At 50.4% G+C, this 16,385-nt stretch carries 15 protein-coding genes; 11 read left to right on the top strand and 4 right to left on the bottom strand.

Annotation, left to right across the window (positions count from 1 at the left end):
* Positions 1 to 28 precede the first annotated feature (28 nt).
* The 7 genes from MTP37_RS09640 (at position 29) to MTP37_RS09610 (ending at position 7,467) form a co-directional block, all read left to right on the top strand.
* Positions 29 to 622, top strand: a complete 594-nt coding sequence (locus MTP37_RS09640) for a sugar O-acetyltransferase (protein ID WP_081458334.1) — start codon at positions 29 to 31, stop codon at positions 620 to 622.
* A gap of 137 nt (positions 623 to 759) precedes the next feature.
* Positions 760 to 1,401 (top strand): CatB-related O-acetyltransferase, encoded by a 642-nt coding sequence (locus MTP37_RS09635; protein WP_249237088.1) that lies wholly within the window; start codon positions 760 to 762, stop codon positions 1,399 to 1,401.
* Between the two features lie 55 nt (positions 1,402 to 1,456).
* Positions 1,457 to 1,948: an HD domain-containing protein gene (locus MTP37_RS09630; protein ID WP_249237087.1), complete on the top strand. Its 492-nt coding sequence runs from the start codon at positions 1,457 to 1,459 to the stop codon at positions 1,946 to 1,948.
* Between the two features lie 2 nt (positions 1,949 to 1,950).
* Complete coding sequence (locus MTP37_RS09625; protein WP_227613667.1) at positions 1,951 to 2,463, top strand: NAD(+) diphosphatase; 513 nt, start codon at positions 1,951 to 1,953, stop codon at positions 2,461 to 2,463.
* Positions 2,464 to 2,601: 138 nt separating this feature from the next.
* Positions 2,602 to 3,795 (top strand): Fic family protein, encoded by a 1,194-nt coding sequence (locus MTP37_RS09620; protein ID WP_249237086.1) that lies wholly within the window; start codon positions 2,602 to 2,604, stop codon positions 3,793 to 3,795.
* Positions 3,796 to 3,825: 30 nt separating this feature from the next.
* Positions 3,826 to 6,999 (top strand): DUF3427 domain-containing protein, encoded by a 3,174-nt coding sequence (locus MTP37_RS09615; protein ID WP_249237085.1) that lies wholly within the window; start codon positions 3,826 to 3,828, stop codon positions 6,997 to 6,999.
* A gap of 12 nt (positions 7,000 to 7,011) precedes the next feature.
* Positions 7,012 to 7,467, top strand: coding sequence for a (deoxy)nucleoside triphosphate pyrophosphohydrolase (locus tag MTP37_RS09610; protein WP_249237084.1), 456 nt, complete (start codon positions 7,012 to 7,014; stop codon positions 7,465 to 7,467).
* Positions 7,468 to 8,202: 735 nt separating this feature from the next.
* Here the strand turns inward: MTP37_RS09610 and MTP37_RS09605 are convergent.
* Complete coding sequence (locus MTP37_RS09605; RefSeq protein ID WP_249237083.1) at positions 8,203 to 8,694, bottom strand: hypothetical protein; 492 nt, start codon at positions 8,692 to 8,694, stop codon at positions 8,203 to 8,205.
* A 10-nt stretch (positions 8,695 to 8,704) separates the two neighbouring features.
* Here MTP37_RS09605 and MTP37_RS09600 point away from each other — a divergent pair, with 10 nt between their 5' ends.
* From MTP37_RS09600 to MTP37_RS09590, 3 genes are all read left to right on the top strand, one after another.
* Positions 8,705 to 9,088, top strand: coding sequence for a type II toxin-antitoxin system PemK/MazF family toxin (locus tag MTP37_RS09600; RefSeq protein WP_217210187.1), 384 nt, complete (start codon positions 8,705 to 8,707; stop codon positions 9,086 to 9,088).
* Between the two features lie 60 nt (positions 9,089 to 9,148).
* Entirely contained in the window at positions 9,149 to 9,385 is a 237-nt protein-coding gene (locus tag MTP37_RS09595) for a hypothetical protein (protein ID WP_005922522.1), read from the top strand.
* Between the two features lie 320 nt (positions 9,386 to 9,705).
* Positions 9,706 to 10,791 (top strand): HipA domain-containing protein, encoded by a 1,086-nt coding sequence (locus MTP37_RS09590; protein WP_249237082.1) that lies wholly within the window; start codon positions 9,706 to 9,708, stop codon positions 10,789 to 10,791.
* A gap of 122 nt (positions 10,792 to 10,913) precedes the next feature.
* Here the strand turns inward: MTP37_RS09590 and MTP37_RS09585 are convergent, their stop codons facing one another.
* The 3 genes from MTP37_RS09585 to MTP37_RS09575 form a co-directional block, all read right to left on the bottom strand.
* A complete protein-coding gene (locus MTP37_RS09585; protein ID WP_249237081.1) occupies positions 10,914 to 11,348 on the bottom strand; it encodes a helix-turn-helix domain-containing protein in 435 nt (144 codons plus the stop codon).
* A gap of 71 nt (positions 11,349 to 11,419) precedes the next feature.
* Positions 11,420 to 11,899: a sigma-70 family RNA polymerase sigma factor gene (locus MTP37_RS09580; RefSeq protein WP_249237080.1), complete on the bottom strand. Its 480-nt coding sequence runs from the start codon at positions 11,897 to 11,899 to the stop codon at positions 11,420 to 11,422.
* A 143-nt stretch (positions 11,900 to 12,042) separates the two neighbouring features.
* Positions 12,043 to 12,843: an SDR family oxidoreductase gene (locus MTP37_RS09575; RefSeq protein WP_249237079.1), complete on the bottom strand. Its 801-nt coding sequence runs from the start codon at positions 12,841 to 12,843 to the stop codon at positions 12,043 to 12,045.
* A gap of 298 nt (positions 12,844 to 13,141) precedes the next feature.
* On the opposite strand from MTP37_RS09575, the gene MTP37_RS09570 reads away from it, so the two are divergent.
* Positions 13,142 to 16,354: a hybrid sensor histidine kinase/response regulator gene (locus MTP37_RS09570; protein ID WP_249237078.1), complete on the top strand. Its 3,213-nt coding sequence runs from the start codon at positions 13,142 to 13,144 to the stop codon at positions 16,352 to 16,354.
* Positions 16,355 to 16,385: the final 31 nt, after the last annotated feature.

Raw genomic sequence — 16,385 nt, 5'->3', positions numbered from 1 at the left:
AAAACACTGTATGGAAAGGACAAACATGATGAACGCTCTGGATATTATGAAACGCCCTGCCGCCTACGTCAGCGGCTATGAAAACACCCCCACGGAGGAACAGAACCGTGCAAAGCAACTGTGCTGGGAGTACAACCGCACCGCTCCTAACGAACAGGAAAAGCGGCGCAGTATCCTGCAGACCCTGCTGGGCACCTGCTCTCCCATGACCGGCATTGAGCCAGATTTCCACTGTGACTATGGCTTCAATATCCATACCCACGGCTTGGCGGTCATCAATTATAACTGCGTCATTCTGGATACCTCTCCGGTAAACATCGGAGCAGGTGCCTTTATTGCCCCCGGCGTATGCCTTGCCTGCTCCGGTCATGCCATCGACCCGGAGCAGCGCAGCCACGGCATTGGCACCTCGGCACCCATTACGCTGGAGGAAAACGTCTGGATCGGCGCAAATTCCACCGTCTGCGGCGGCGTTACCATCGGGGCAGGCTCGGTTATCGGGGCGGGAAGCGTCGTCACTCATGACATTCCCGCCGGCGTCATCGCTGCGGGGGTGCCCTGCAAGGTGATCCGCCCCATTACCGAAAAAGATAAGTTCAAGCCGGAGGATATTCTGTTCTGAGAAATTCAGATTGGAAACGCTGGAAAAACATACGCACAAGCCCTCCGGGGACATTTTTGTTTTTCGCCATGCTTTTCTGTGGGGAGAAGGCATGGTATACTGAAACCTACAACTCGGAATTTGAAGAGGTAGTTAAGATGAAAGACGGAAAACACCCCAACCCCAATACAATCCATCCAATTGCAGGGTATGATAAAGAAATATATGCGAAGCCGACGATTACAAATCCGAATATTATTGTCGGGGACTTTACTTATATTGCCGATTCGGATTTTGAAAGTCATGTTTCACACTTATACGAGTGGAATGATGACAAACTCATCATCGGAAAGTTCTGTCAAATCGCCGCCGGAGTTGAGTTTGTGATGAACGGTGCAAACCATCAGATGAACGCCGTCTCTACATTCCCGTTCTATACCTTGGAGGGATGGGAAATGTCGCCGCCTGCAAAGACGGATCTGCCATTAAAAGGAGATACCGTTATCGAAAATGATGTTTGGATCGGGCAAAATTCGGTAATCCTTCCCGGCGTTCACATTGGAGATGGTGCAATCATTGGTGCAAACAGCGTTGTGGGAAGTGATGTTCCACCATATACGAAGGTCGTTGGGAATCCTGCAAGAGCAATTCAAAAACGCTTTGACGATAAACTGATTGAATTGCTGCTGAGATTCAAGTGGTGGGATAGGAGCATTGACGAAATCAACCGGCTGATTCCAATCTTGACTTGCAGTGATTTGGATAAAGTGAAAGCTGAAATCAAAAAGCAATTAGGCTGACAACTTCGCGTTTATCAAGGTGAACATTTAAGTATTAAAAACGGGAGTGGAACAAATGATGACCATTGCACAGATCATGGAAAAGATGATCGCCTTTTCCGAAGGGAATATCCATGACATCACGCACCTAAGCTGCGTGTGGACCTATGCCAAAACCATTGGTGAGCTGGAGGGGCTGGACGCAGACACGCAGTTTATTCTGGAGGTGGCGGCCATCACCCACGATATCGCCTGCCCGCTCTGCCGCAAAAAGTACGGCAACACCAATGGTAAATATCAGGAGCAGGAGGGTGCCCCGCTGGTGCGGGAGTTCTTGGCGGATACCGGCATGACAGCGGCACAGATCGACCGTGTGGCCTATCTGGTAGGGCACCACCATAGTCCGGCGCAGATCAACGGCATTGACTATCAGATTCTGATTGAGGCAGATTATATCGTCAATGCGTCCGAAAGCGGGTACGACCGGCAGGCAATCCGAACCTTTATGGAACATACGATGAAGACGGTCGCAGGTATCCGGCTGACGAAAACAGTGTTTGGAGTGTAAAAATGATTCAGAAGCATTGCTTTGAATGCGGTACGGCATTGATTGAAAAAGAACTGGAAGAAGAGGGCATTGTGCCTTATTGCCCGAAATGCCAGCAATACCGGTTCCCGATGTACAATGTGGCAGTCAGCATGATTGTTGTGGATGAGGAAACCGGGAAAATTCTGCTCATCCAGCAGTACGGCAAGCCCTCTTATATTCTGGTGGCTGGATATGTGAACCGCGGTGAGGCAGAAGAACACGCCGTGGTGCGGGAAGTCCGGGAAGAAACCGGGTTGGAAGTAGAGCACCTCCGGTTCAACCGTACCAAGTTTTTTGAGCCGTCCAACACGCTGATGTGCAATTTTACGGCTTTCGTCAGAACCGCAAAGGCGCTGCATATCAACCACGAAGTGGACCGCTGCAAGTGGTTCACCCCACAGGAAGCCAAAGAAAACATCCGTCCCAACAGCCTTGCAGCGGAATTTTTGAATGCGTATCTGGACGAAGTGGGGAATAAGCCGATGGAGATGTGATCCGTGACGGAACCACGGGAATTTTGACGGAGAGTATGGAAAAAAGTTGGTTCGGCCTGTTTCGGTTGACTTTTTTATAAAGAATCGGTATATTGATACTATATAGTATCAATAAGTATCAACTGCGAGGTGGACAGAATGGATGGGGCACAGTTTGCCAAAATGCTTTCAGATAAGCATTTGTTTGAACTCAATCGGATGGAATACAAGTACTCGACTGTCAGCGTCAAAGAATTTGCCGAATTGCTGCAGCAAAACTTTGCGCAGCCTCTGCCGTTGACTGATTTTTCTGGAAATAAGCTGTTTTACCTGCCGAACCTCGCGCAAATTTCAACAAATGGTATGAAGCAGTTGCTCTCTGTCCCTGTCAGTGGACAAAACTTCGGTTTGTCGGCGATGACCGAGGAAATTTATGCTACTTTTCAAATTGAAAGTATCCGCTCGACCCGCAGCAGTATCCGTTATATCCTCGATGGTTATGCCCCTCGTGATGAACAAGAAGCCCGCATCTATGGTATGAAGCGCGGACTGGAGTTTATCGCGAATCGTCAGAATACGATCACCGAGCAGAATCTGCATCACCTATATCAGATCAGCACAGGGGATTATCTCCCGGATGAAGATCGATTACTGCCAAACCACTTTTATCGGCATGGCGAGGTTTTTATTGTGGGCGGTGAAGAACCCAGACCGGGACTTCCGGCAGAGCGGCTTCCCGGTGCCATGAAATGTCTTGTCGATTTTGCGAATGCCAATGACGGCATCAATGAGCTGCATAAGGCTGCCATTCTGCACTTTGCTTTTGCGTACTACCACCCCTATTTTGACGGGAATGGACGCACTGCACGGCTATGTCACCTCTGGTATCTTGTTCAGCAGGGCTATCCTGCGGCACTGTTCACGCCGTTTTCCCGATACATCGCTGAAAACAAGGGCGCATATTACAAAGCCTACGAACGCGTGGAGAGAAATGCTCTGATTTCCGGCTATACGGATGTGACTCCCTTTCTGTTCTACTTCTGCAATGAGGTCTATAACCGCCTGCAGGTGGATGCAGTCCCGCCGAAAACTGATTTTGAGGTATATCAAACTGCTCTTGCGGAAGGAAAAATCACAGAAAAAGAACGGCTGCTCTGGGAGTATGTTCTGTCTGCTTATGGTGCAGAGGAGTTTACCACAAAGCAGCTGGAAAAGGATTTCCGAAACGCTGCGTATGCAACCATTCGGACGTTTGTGATGAAATTCCATGAGATGGGGCTGCTTACTGCAAGAAAAGCAGGAAACAGGGTGTTCTATCGTGTCGGTAGAGCGTCTGATGTCCTATCATTGTAATGAGGCGAAAAATTCAAGGGGGAATTTGCCATGCTCCAACCCGGATTGTATGAACAGGTCATCAATAACGCACTGAGCAGCGAGCTTTCAGAGATTCCGGAGGCCCGTAAGTCCACTGCACCCATCGATACAGCAGAGGCGTCCAAAGTTTTGGCGCAGTATCTGACCGATGTGGTGCAGAAGGGCCTTGAGAATGTACAGGACAACGGTGGAGGACTCGAAGCGCAGATTCAGCTGGCAAATCAGATCGTAAACACGATCCAGAACACCACACAGGAAGCTGACTTTGCTTCGCTGGGCATTGACCAGCAGGCAGAGCAGCTTCTTGCGCTTTTACGAGACAACGACCCGCGCCTTGTCACAGGAAAAAGCGCAAAAGAGCTGGAACGACCGGAAACGTCTCTTGCGCAAAGCTCGTTGTTCACCGGTGCCATCCACGAGCCGCAGATGTACACTGAACTGAAAAAGGAGATCGTGTCTGCCGACCACATCGACATGCTGGTATCCTTCATCAAGTGGAGCGGTCTGCGCCTGCTTATGGACGAGCTACGACAGTTTACCCAGAACGGCGGAGAGCTGCGTATCATTACCACTTCCTACATGGGTGCCACCGATGTAAAGGCTATCGAAGAACTGCGCCAGCTGCCCAACACGAAAATCAAGGTCAGCTACGACACCAAGCGCACCCGACTCCACGCCAAGACGTATGTGTTCTACCGGGATACCGGTTTCACGACGGCCTATGTTGGCTCCTCCAACCTGTCCAACGCGGCCATTTCCAGCGGCTTGGAATGGAACGTGAAAGTGACCCGGAAAGATCTGCCGGAGACGATTGACAAAATTGCAGCCACCTTTGAAAGCTATTGGAACTCCAACGAGTTTGAATATTACGATGAAGGGCAGAAGGAACGCCTGACCCGTGCCTTAAAAGATGAAAGGTACAGCGAAACCGACAACAGTGGCATCTACACGCTGGACATTCTGCCATATTCTTACCAGCAGGAGATTCTGGATAAGCTGGAAGCAGAACGCACCGTGCGAGGGTACAACCGCAACCTTGTAGTGGCTGCGACCGGAACCGGAAAAACTGTGATCTCTGCACTGGATTACAAGCGTTTCTGCAAACAGCATCCGGGTCACCCCTGCCGGCTGTTGTTCGTGGCGCATCGGGAGGAGATTCTGAAGCAAAGCCTGTACACCTTCCGGGCGGTGCTGAAAGACGCCAATTTCGGCGAGCTGTTTGTGGGCAGCCACAAGGCTGACAGCATCGACCATCTGTTTATCTCCATTCAGACTTTCAATTCGCAGGATTTTACCACGAAAACAGATGCGGATTTCTACGATTATATCGTTGTGGATGAGTTCCATCATGCCGCTGCACCGACCTACCAGAAGCTGCTGGAATACTATCAGCCGAAAATCCTGCTGGGCCTGACCGCCACCCCGGAACGCATGGACGGCAAGAACATCCTGGACTATTTCAGTGGGCGCATTGCTGCCGAAATTCGTCTGCCGGAAGCCATTGACCGGAAACTGCTTTGTCCCTTCCAATATTTCGGTGTGACCGACACGGCAGATTTGAGCAGCCTGAAATGGCGCATGGGCGGATACGACAAAAACGAACTGTCTAATCTGTACACCCTCAGCGGTTTGGTGGCAGAGCGGCGTGCCGACCTTGTAGTGAACTCTATCCTAAAATATGTGACGGACATCAACGAGGTAAAAGGCCTGGGCTTTTGCGTTTCCATTGAACATGCCCAGTTCATGGCTGATTATTTCAATGCACGCGGCATTCCGTCCATGGCATTGACAGGAGACTCTCCGGATGAGGAACGCAACGCGGCCAAACAAAGGCTTGTTTCTGGGGAGCTTCGTTTCATTTTTGTTGTGGATATTTATAATGAGGGCGTGGACATTCCGGAAGTGAACACGGTGCTGTTCCTGCGTCCCACGGAATCGCTGACCGTGTTTTTGCAGCAGCTGGGCCGCGGCCTGCGTCTGGCCGAAAACAAAGAATGCCTGACCGTGCTGGATTTTATCGGTCAGGCAAACAAAAAGTATAATTTTGAGGAGAAGTTTGCAGCACTGCTTTCCAATACCACCCGCAGCGTAAGCCGGGAAATCAAAGAGGGGTTTCTCTCCGCGCCCAAAGGCTGCTACATTCAGCTGGAAAAAATCGCAGCAAAGTATGTTCTGGATAACATTAGCGCATCCTATGACCGCACTTCCGGCCTTGTGGCACGGGCAGCCTCCTTCACAGAGGATACTGGCCTGCCGTTGACGCTGGGAAATTTTCTCGATTACTACCATCTCGACCCACGTGCGATTTACAGTAAGAAGGTTAAAAACAAAAATATCTGTTTTACCCGGTTATGTGTTTTAGCCGGTACAGCTTCCGATTTCTCTGAGCCGCTGGAAGAAATCATGACCAAAGCACTTGCACGCTTTGCGGTTGTGGATTCTCGCAGGTGGATTCAGTTTCTGTTGAACCTTTTGCCCAAGTTGGACGACACTGATTTTGCAGCACTATCACCGGTAGAACAGCGAATGCTGCAGATGTTCTATGTAACCGTGTGGGGTAAAGCTGCAGAACATTGGGATGATGAAGAAGTTCTCGATAACCTATATGTTCTCTCGGACAGCCCGGTTTTGCTGAGTGAATTGCAAACACTTTTGCATTATCAGTATAATCGAATTGACTTTATCGATGAGCCGGTAGATGTTGGTTTTGACTGCCCGCTGGATTTGCACTGCACTTATACTCGTGACCAGCTGCTGGTGGCGCTGGACTTTCTGAAACCTGCTACTGTCCGCGAGGGCGTGAAATGGCTGCCGGACAAGAATCTGGACGTGTTCTTTGTGACCTTGAATAAAGCGGACAAGGATTATTCGCCAACCACCATGTACAAAGATTACTCCATCAACGAGAGCCTGTTCCACTGGCAAAGCCAGAGCACGACCGCAGAAAAATCGGCTACCGGACAGCGATACATTCACCACAGGGAGAAGGAAAGCCGTGTACTGCTGTTTGTCCGTGAATTCAAGGCGGACTCCCGTTTTGGCGGTGCAGCTGCCTACACCTACTTGGGCACAGTGAACTATGTAACGCATGAAGGCTCCCGCCCAATGAATATTACATGGAAGCTGGATCGTCCGATTCCGGCAAAGTTCCTCAAAAAGACCAATAAACTGGTGGTCGGTTAAAAGGAGAACGTTATGAAAACGATTCGTGTTGTGGCCGCTGTGATCTGCGACGCCATGCAGGAAAAGCGCAAAATCTACGCCACTGCCCGCGGTTATGGCGACTATAAAGGCCAGTGGGAGTTTCCGGGCGGCAAAATCGAGCCGGGCGAAACCCCGCAGCAGGCTCTGAAGCGGGAAATCGAAGAAGAACTGGACACGGAAATCGCCGTGGGGAATCTAGTTGGGACAATCGAGTATGATTATCCGGCGTTTCATCTTTCCATGGACTGCTTCTGGTGTGAAGTGGTTTCCGGTGATCTTGTTCTGAAAGAAGCGGAAGCCGCGCGGTGGCTGACAAAAGATGACATTGATTCCGTTCCGTGGCTCCCGGCGGATCAGACTATTTTGGATGTTATCAGAAGTTCAATGCAGCCAGTGAAACCACTCCATACCAGCGAATATGACAACGAACCTCTGCAGAGATGCTGAGGATTCCCGGAATGAAAGATGAACTGGGCCGTCCCATGATGCTGCTGGTGAAAGCCGCTATTCCGAAAAAATTGTAAAACAGAGGCCTCTGAATCTTTTCCTAATAAGAAAGAGATTCGGAGGCCTTTACTGGTTGATTTAGCTAACAGTCGTGTCGAAAGACATCCCGTCTGAGGGCAAAGCGAAGGTTTTGCTTTTCAGGCGGGATTTTTTTGCTTTTTGGGACTGTTGTATACAATATATGGACTAAGAGGGTGGGTGACTTGGACTACGAGTCCATAAACTTTTGCTCGAAAGTACGATACACTATTGTCACGGCAGCGGCCCACCTCCAAAAGGGAGCGGGAGCCGCAGCCGGGCGGACCTTGAAAATTGAATATGCAGCTTCAGGTACTTCCAGATAATGATACTTCCGTAATTCGCGGCCCGGTCATAAAGAAGACGGGGTGGCCGAGAGGCCAATGGAGTGGTGCAAATCCAACGCCTGAATGTTTCCCTTTCTCAGGGGTGCCGGGGGCAAATTAAGAGAAACCATACAAAACCTTTTCCAAACGCCGTTCGAGGGAAACCACGGACGGCGTTTTTATATATCAGCGAAAAGGAGTACGCAAATGAATCGCAAGACCACAAAAAAGGTGGATGAATCCACCCTGACAACTTTGTGCGCCGTCTGCCGAGGGGCATTTTTGGACGCAAAGGGTGTCCGGCTTCGCAGAGCCGACCCCAGGCAGCTCGTCAAGGATGTCTGCACGTATTGCCAGACACGATATGGGTTTGACTACTACGTTCAGCCCATTGTCCGTAAATCGAAAATGACCGGAAAGGAGAACCGACGTGAAACTGAGCCAGCTTAAAATTGACCCGGAGTTCCAAAGCAAAATTCCGCCGCTGCAGTTTGAGGAAGAACAGCAGCTTGAGCAGAACATCATTGCCGAGGGTCGTCTTCTGAATCCCATCATCACATGGAATGGCTACATTCTGGATGGGCACACCCGCTACCGCATCCTGAAAAAGCACGGCTTTATCAAGTTTGAAGTGGAAGAAATCCAGCTTGCGAACAAGTACGAAGCGCTTGCATGGATCTGCAAAAATCAGCTTGGCCGCAGAAATCTCAGCCCGGAACGAAAGAAGTTTCTTCTGGGCAAGGAGTATGAATCGACCAAACTGGCAGTGGGCGGGCAGCCCGGAAATTGCAATAAAGTAAATCGATGTGATCAAAATGATCACATCGATTTTTATGTTACCGAACAATTGGAGATATCTCAGAGGGGACATCTACTATGCAGACATGGAGCCGCATATCGGCTCGGAACAGGGCGGGAAACGCCCTGTGGTAGTTCTGCAGAACAACATTGGAAACCGTCATTCGCCTACATTGATCGTTGCAACTGTTACCACCCGGACGGAAAAGAAGAAAAAACAGCCCACCCATGTGCTGGTGGATTCCAACCCGGCCTTTGAAGAACCGTCCATGATTCTTCTGGAGCAGATCTTCACGATCGATAAATCCCGCATCGAACGCTTTATGGGCTATGCCAGCAAGGCTGAAATGCTCCGCATTGATATGGCTTTGCTGGTCAGTCTGGCTCTGAACGTTCTGAGCGGAAACCGCAGCGAATAGCGGACAACCAGTAACCCGTAAAAATGAGGTGATAGCGATGTAACCGGAGGTGAGTGAGCCATGCGAAAGAGTGCCCCCATTGAAGTGGTGGTACATTACCCCAAAACGAAAGAGGGATGGGACGAACTCGGAAAACGGGTCGCAACCGCCCACGCCAACTATGTGATCGAAAAAATCGACCGTCTGAACTGCCCCACATGGCAGAAGCTCGAATTGCTGCAGGCGGTGATCGATACTACCAAAGGAACCTACAAACCCAAAGAACACCAAAAGCCCGGCTGGCAGCCGAGCCGATAAACAAAGCCCCACGCTCAACATATGCTTTTCTGCTCTGACCAGAGACGGTCAGATTCAGAGGCAGTGTTGAGCGTGGGGCTTTTTGTGTTACATAAGTTTTTGGAATTTTTCTGACAAAAAAATCATTGATTGTTGGCGGCCAATATGGTATCCTATGGCATTGCATAACACTCAAAACAGTTCCACTTTTTGCTGAAAGAGCGTATCGAAACCGTCCTTTTGGAACAGCAGAAAAAGCTTTTTGAAAAGTAAAAGCTCTTGCGTCCCGTGAAAAAAGAAGGTAATATAAATACAGAGCAAGACACAGAACGCAGGGAGGGATGAAAACCATGTTTTACGAGATCATGCACCGGGAAAGCTGTGTGGCACAACTCAGCACGACAGGGGAATGCAGGGTCTGCCTCGAGGATTTCATGCCCTATGATCTGGTTCTGGTGGAATCGGATGATTTTGACGAGCGCATCAATAATGTAACGAACTTTTACTATTGGTGCGCCTCCCGGATGTTGACGTTGGATCGCACCTACGCCAAGGAAATCCTGAACAGTATCGGTGCATCTCAGAGTGTTACGGACAGGGAACGAGCACAGATTGCATTATCCTACCATTGTCTGTCTTTGCTGGATGTGTTCTGGGTGAAAGAAGAAAACGAGAAGATTCGATTCGAGGATATCAACCTTTTTGCACACTCCTTAAGCAATGCGCTTGTGGATATTGCGCTGCGGGGGCACCAAATGACGGTGACAAACGCCCATCTTCTGGCAAATGACCTGTCTACGGGCGGCTTGTACCCCAAAGCATGGGTGCGCAAAGAGGATGGATTCTATCTTTACAAGGATGGCGGCAGGGATGCGGTGGAACGTGAAGTGCTGGCAAGCAAAATCTGCCGGTGCTTTGACTGCCATCAGGTACTGTATGAGCAGGGAATGTTTGAAAATGAGCTGGTTTCTATCAGCAAAATCATGACATCTCAGCGATACAGTCTTGTGACCTATGCAGCCTATGACGTCTACTGCACGAACCATGATTGGAACACGCTGGATAAGATCTTAGAGCTGGATGCTCCCGGCTACTATATGATGAACATTCTGGATTATCTGGTGGGCAATACCGACCGTCATTGGGAAAACTGGGGTCTGCTGGTAGACAACGAAACCAATCAGCCCATCCGTCTGCATGACCTGATGGACTTCAACCGGGCGTTTCAGCAGTACGACACGCCAGAAGGCGCAAACTGTCTGACCGTGGGAAAACGCCATCTGAGTCAAAAAGATGCTGCAGTGGAAGCGGTGCGGAACATCGGACTGAACCAAGTCCGTCAGGTGGAGCACACCATATTCTCCGAGCATCCGGCATGGAAAGCAACGTTTGAAGAACGACTGCGTGTTTTACGGAACGCCATGTAAGTCAGAGCGAATATCAGAATAATTGAAACAGAATGATTCCATAACGAAAGCCCGTCTGCGCTGCCACATATCGTGGCTTGCAGACGAGCTTTTTCGTTTGGCCGGAGAAAAATTACCATACCTCACATGCGAAGCATAGATGGAAAATCGGAACCAAGGTTTTCCACCAGATGGCAAAAGCACTTCTGACTGATGATCTTTTGTCCACTTTCCCAGCAGCGGATGCTTGTCCGGCCGACCTTCGCATGGTCGGCAAGCTGCTGACGGTTCCATCCCTTTGCCTCCCGGTATCTGCGGAGGAAGTCTCCGCCGCCCCGGTGCAGAAACAGGGTGTAGTCGTCCAGAATGTCCTCCACGGGGATGCCGTAAAGGGCGGCGAGCTTGTCCGCCAGCTCCGGCGTAAAGCTGCGGTGAAATGCGCCGCTTTCCAGATCCTGATAGAGCCATTCTTCCATGCCCACCATGGCGGCAACCTCTTTTTGCAGCAGGTCAAGACCATAGCGGCACCAACGCAGACGGTCCCATGGGTTCGGGATGTCGGCGTAAGAGTGGTACATACGGTAGAACGCCTGCGCCTCTACGGTGGTGCGGGGGCCTGCCAAACTTACCTGTAAGATGTATAGAGGGGTTAGACCACGACTCTCACATGACACCCTCTGAAGTAGAAAAAAGGAACCGCTCTCTTGGCTCCAAAAAAACCATTTTGACGTAGATGCGTTGTTGCATGAGAGGGGTGGGTTCTCTTTTCCATCTGAAAGTGCGCTGGGGAGAGGATAGCATTTTCAATGCACCGGCTGGCGTAGGTAGAAAACCGTGTCCTGCGGGCAGAGTCGAAGGTGTCCACCGCTTTCATCAGGCCGATGGTGCCGATGGAAACAAGGTCGTCCTGATCGCCGGGCAGGGCGTAGTATTTTTTTACGATGTGTGCCACCAGACGCAGATTGTGCCGGATCAGCTTTTCCCGCGCGGCAGGGTCACCGGCACGCAGTGCGGCAAAGGCTTCGGCTTCCTCCTGGGCAGAGAGGGGCCGCGGAAAGCTGCCGCTCTCCAAATGAAGCGCCAGAACCAGAAACTTTGTGGCAAAAAATTGCAGAAGAGATAAAAACATGCAGACCCCTCCCCAAAGCATCATAAACGGTTTACTGCAATTTATGAAGGAGGGCTTGCCCTTTTTCCGGACTCCGGGGCGAAAAGCTCCGCCTCGTTGTCCACAAAATACGGATATAGCAGCTTTGCGGAGCAACGCGCCTGTTACCCGTATATTTTTCCTACAATCTTTCCGCGTGCTGCGGCAGGCAGGAGCTTGCACAAAAGGCTCAGGAATTTATACTGTGCACCGGCAACATAAACGACTGCCGGGTTCTTTTTCTCCACAATACCGGCGATGTACCGTCCAATGCGTGCCGGGTCCATGCCGTTTTGTTCGTCGTGCTCCATCTGACTGACGCTCCGGGAGATACGTCCGCCGTATTCATCATCGCCGAGAATGCTTTTCTGACGTGCTTTTGTAAACCCGGTGCAGATGTCACCCAATTCTACGACGGTAACATGGATGCCGTAGGGCTTGACTTCGTTTGCAAGAGCGTAAGAGTAAGAAGAAACGGCGGCTTTGCTTGCAGAGTAGAAGGTCTGGAACGGAATGTGTGCTACGGCGGCAACGGAGCTGATGTTCACAATATGCCCCTTCCCTTGATGGCGTAGGAAGGGGAGAACTGCTTTATTTACAGTGACTGTCCCGAAAAAGTTCACATCAAACTGTGCTTTGGCTTGCTCCATGGACGTAAACTCCACCGCACCGGAGATCCCAAAGCCTGCACAGTTGATCACAGCGTCGATTTTGGTCTCTTTTTGGATGACCTGCTGCACGGCAGCGTTGACCGCATCCTCATCGGTCACATCGACAGACAGATGGGTAACACCCACCATAGGGATACTTCTGCGGCTGAACTCATAGACGATGCAGCCGTTCTCTTTCAGAGCGGATGCCGTGCACCGTCCGATGCCGGAGCTTCCTCCGGTAACGATGACGACCCTGTTGTTTTCTCCCGCCATGATTTTCCCTCCTGAAAATGTTGATCTGGTTCGAGTATACCGCATCGCAGGGCGGCTGTCTATACGGATAGCCGGATTGTGGAAAAGTACAGGAATCAACTTGCGCAAATTTTTACGCAGATTGGTCTCTCTTTTTTACACAACCAATGCCAATTAGTACTTGAAAACGAAACGCTGCGCAAGTATACTATACTAGTTATATTGTACAAGCTTGATCAAAAATCAGTATGCCAGTTGACCATAAAAGACATACCAGAATTGAAGTGCACGGCAGAATCAAAACCCTACGAGGATAAAAATGAAATTCGATAGAAGACTTACAGATGAGATCTACACTTCCGATACGGTAAGGTTGGGAAAAGATGCATTTCAGGCCATGCAGGAGACGATCTATCATAATGGCGGTGTCGGAACCATTACCGGGTACTATGATGCCGAATTGTCGATCCTGTCGGTCAGTGATCTGCTGCTGCATAATCTGAACCACAGCTATGCATCCCTGATGGAGCAGACAAAGGGTTCGCTGAAGAATCTTTTCTATAAGAAAGATGCCGCATTCCTTGACAATGCACGCTTTCGTCAGCTCCAAGGCGAAGGGGAGGGCCGGATCCTTACAGCAGATGGGTCTCCCGTCTATGTGCGTCTCTACAAAAAAGATACAGTCGATACGGATGGAACACCGATCTGGATCATGTCAGTACAGATGAACTGGGCGTATGAGAACCTTGCGCTGGTTAATGAATCCATCCATTCTGCACTATGGTATTTTGAGTGCAATGAAAATGATGAGATCGTTCATGTGAACTGGAGCCATGCGTTCCGGCAGATCCTTGGATATCATGACATTCTGGATTTTCCGAACAAACTGGATTCGTGGTCGAACCTTCTGCACCCGGAGGACTATGACCGGGTAATGCAGCTGCTTTTGGAAACAATTGCGGACAAAACCAATACTACAAAATATAATGTAGAGTACCGGCTGAAAATGCAGGATGGCCAGTACCAGTGGTTCCGGGCATCAGCGGAGGTGATACGCCGTCTGGATGGTTCGGCCAATCGCATTGCCGGAATCATCAGCAACATTGACGCAGAAAAAAGAAGCCGGATGCAGGCGCAGCGGGCAGCGGCATTTCACCGCGCATTTACCAGCGCAAACCTCTGCGAATACTATGTAAATCTGGAAAAAAACACCTTTGATACTTTCAAAGTGGAGCCTTCTTTGATGACAGCCTTTGAGCAGAACCACACATGGGATGGACTGGTCAGATTCTTTGTGGATAACTATGTGGTTGAAGAGGACAAAAAGTCTGTAACGGATTTCTACAATCGCGCCTACATCACGGAAAAACTAAAGGGGCTGGAGACGGAGCTGCGTCAGGAGTGCCGCATCGTTCTGGATGGAGAGAAACGATGGGTCAGCAACGTGGTCATGCGCGGCGAGATCGAAGATTCCGAATATGCGATGATTTTTCTGCGGGACATCACAGAGTCCAAAGCAGAGACGGCACGGCGGATGCAGATGGCCTCAGATAACGCATCGATGGATCTTTTGATCAAGAGTATGGTGCGTCTGCTGGACCGCTTTGTCGTCTGCGATCTGGAGAATGACCGGTATCGGTTCTATAATCTGCAAGGCGACATGATCTATGCGCCGACGGGGGCTTACCATGATTTTGTGGAGCAGGTGGCGGCAAAGTATAAGACGCTGGAACCATTGGCGGCGATGGACGCATTGTTCTCACCGGAAAATATCCGAAAGAATCTGCAGGGCGAGAACGACATCTACAAATTTGAATACTGCTCCATAGACGAAAATATCTATAAGATCGCATCCTTCATTCCGCTGGAGTGGGATGGCACAAAGCTGGTCAAAGCACTGTTGGCATCTATGGATGTGTCACAGGAGAAAAAGGCCGAGATCGAATCCCATAAGGCACTGAAGGATGCGTACCGGGCGGCGGAAAACGCAAGCCGCGCCAAGACGGAATTTCTCTCCAATATGTCCCATGATATCCGTACACCGATGAATGCAATCGTTGGCTTGACCGCCATTGCGGGTGCGAATATCGAGAGTCAGGACAGGGTGGTCGAGTGCCTTGGCAAGATCACAAAGTCGAGCCGTCATCTGTTGGGACTGATCAATGAAGTGCTGGATATGGCCAGAATCGAGAGCGGGCGAATGAGCCTTGCCGAGGAGGATTTCAGCCTGCCGGAGCTGGTCGATAACCTGCTCACCCTCACAAAACCGGCAATCGACGAGCACAGACATCAGCTCGAAGTCCATATTGAGCACATTGAGCACGAAGCTGTCTGCGGCGACAGCCTGCGCATCCAGCAGATCTTTGTGAACCTGATGAGCAACGCCGTCAAGTACACCCCGGATGGAGGAAACATCACCTTTACGATCAAGGAAAAACCGAACGGCTTCTCGGAGCTTGGCTGCTACGAGTTTTCCATCGAGGACAACGGCATCGGTATGACGCCGGAATTCCAGAAGATCATGTTCGAGCCGTTCAGCCGGGCAGACGATCACCGGACGACCAAGGTGCAGGGCACCGGTCTTGGCATGGCCATTGCAAGAAACATCGTCAATCTGATGAATGGTGACATTCAGGTCGAAAGCGCTCCCAACAAGGGCACGAAGATCACGGTCACGGTCTATCTGAAGCTTCAGGAGAACGAGAAGGAACAGGAAAAAGAACTGCTCGATCTGCCGGTACTGGTCGTGGACGATGACAAGACCTGCTGCGAAAGCACTGTTGCAACCCTTCAGGAGATCGGCATAGCGGGCGAATGGGCCCTGACCGGCAAGGAAGCCGTGGAACGCTGCGCTGCGCGGCACAAGACCGGCTGCGACTATTTTGCGGTGATCTTGGACTGGAAGATGCCGAAAATGGACGGTATTGCAACCGCCAGAAAAATCCGGGAACAGGTAGGAGAAGATGTCACGATCATCATCCTGACTTCCTTTGATTTCAGCGAGATCGAAGAAGAAGCCAGAGCAGCGGGCGTGAATGCTTTTATGGCAAAACCGCTGTTCCGTTCCCGTCTGACGGCAACTCTGCGGCAGTTTACATCCGGGAAGAAGGAGAAAAACGCCCGGAGCTATCTGGAAGACTTTGCGAAGGAAAACTATGCGGGTAAGCGGATCCTTCTTGTGGAAGACAATGCGCTGAACCGTGAGATCGCAACCGAGATCATAGGCATGACGGGCGTGACCATTGACATTGCCGAAAACGGAAAAATTGCAGTCGAAAAGGTGATGGAAGCGCCAGAAAAGTGGTACGATCTCATTTTTATGGACATCCAGATGCCCATCATGAATGGTTACGAAGCCACTGCTGCAATCCGTGCGCTTGCCGGCAGCCGGGGCAAAGTGCCCATCATTGCCATGACGGCAAATGCCTTTGCCGAGGACGTGCAGTTGGCAAAGAACACCGGCATGAACGAGCATATCGCCAAACCGCTTGATTTGAATAAGCTGAACGATGTGCTGAAACGGTGGCTGTGATCTGTGCATTGCAGTATCTGGGCAAGCAGGA

The organism is Faecalibacterium sp. HTF-F, from assembly GCF_023347535.1.
Taxonomy (GTDB): Bacteria; Bacillota; Clostridia; order Oscillospirales; family Ruminococcaceae; genus Faecalibacterium; species Faecalibacterium wellingii.
Note: the sequence above shows the minus strand (reverse complement) of the source record. Positions and strands in the feature narration are given on the sequence as shown.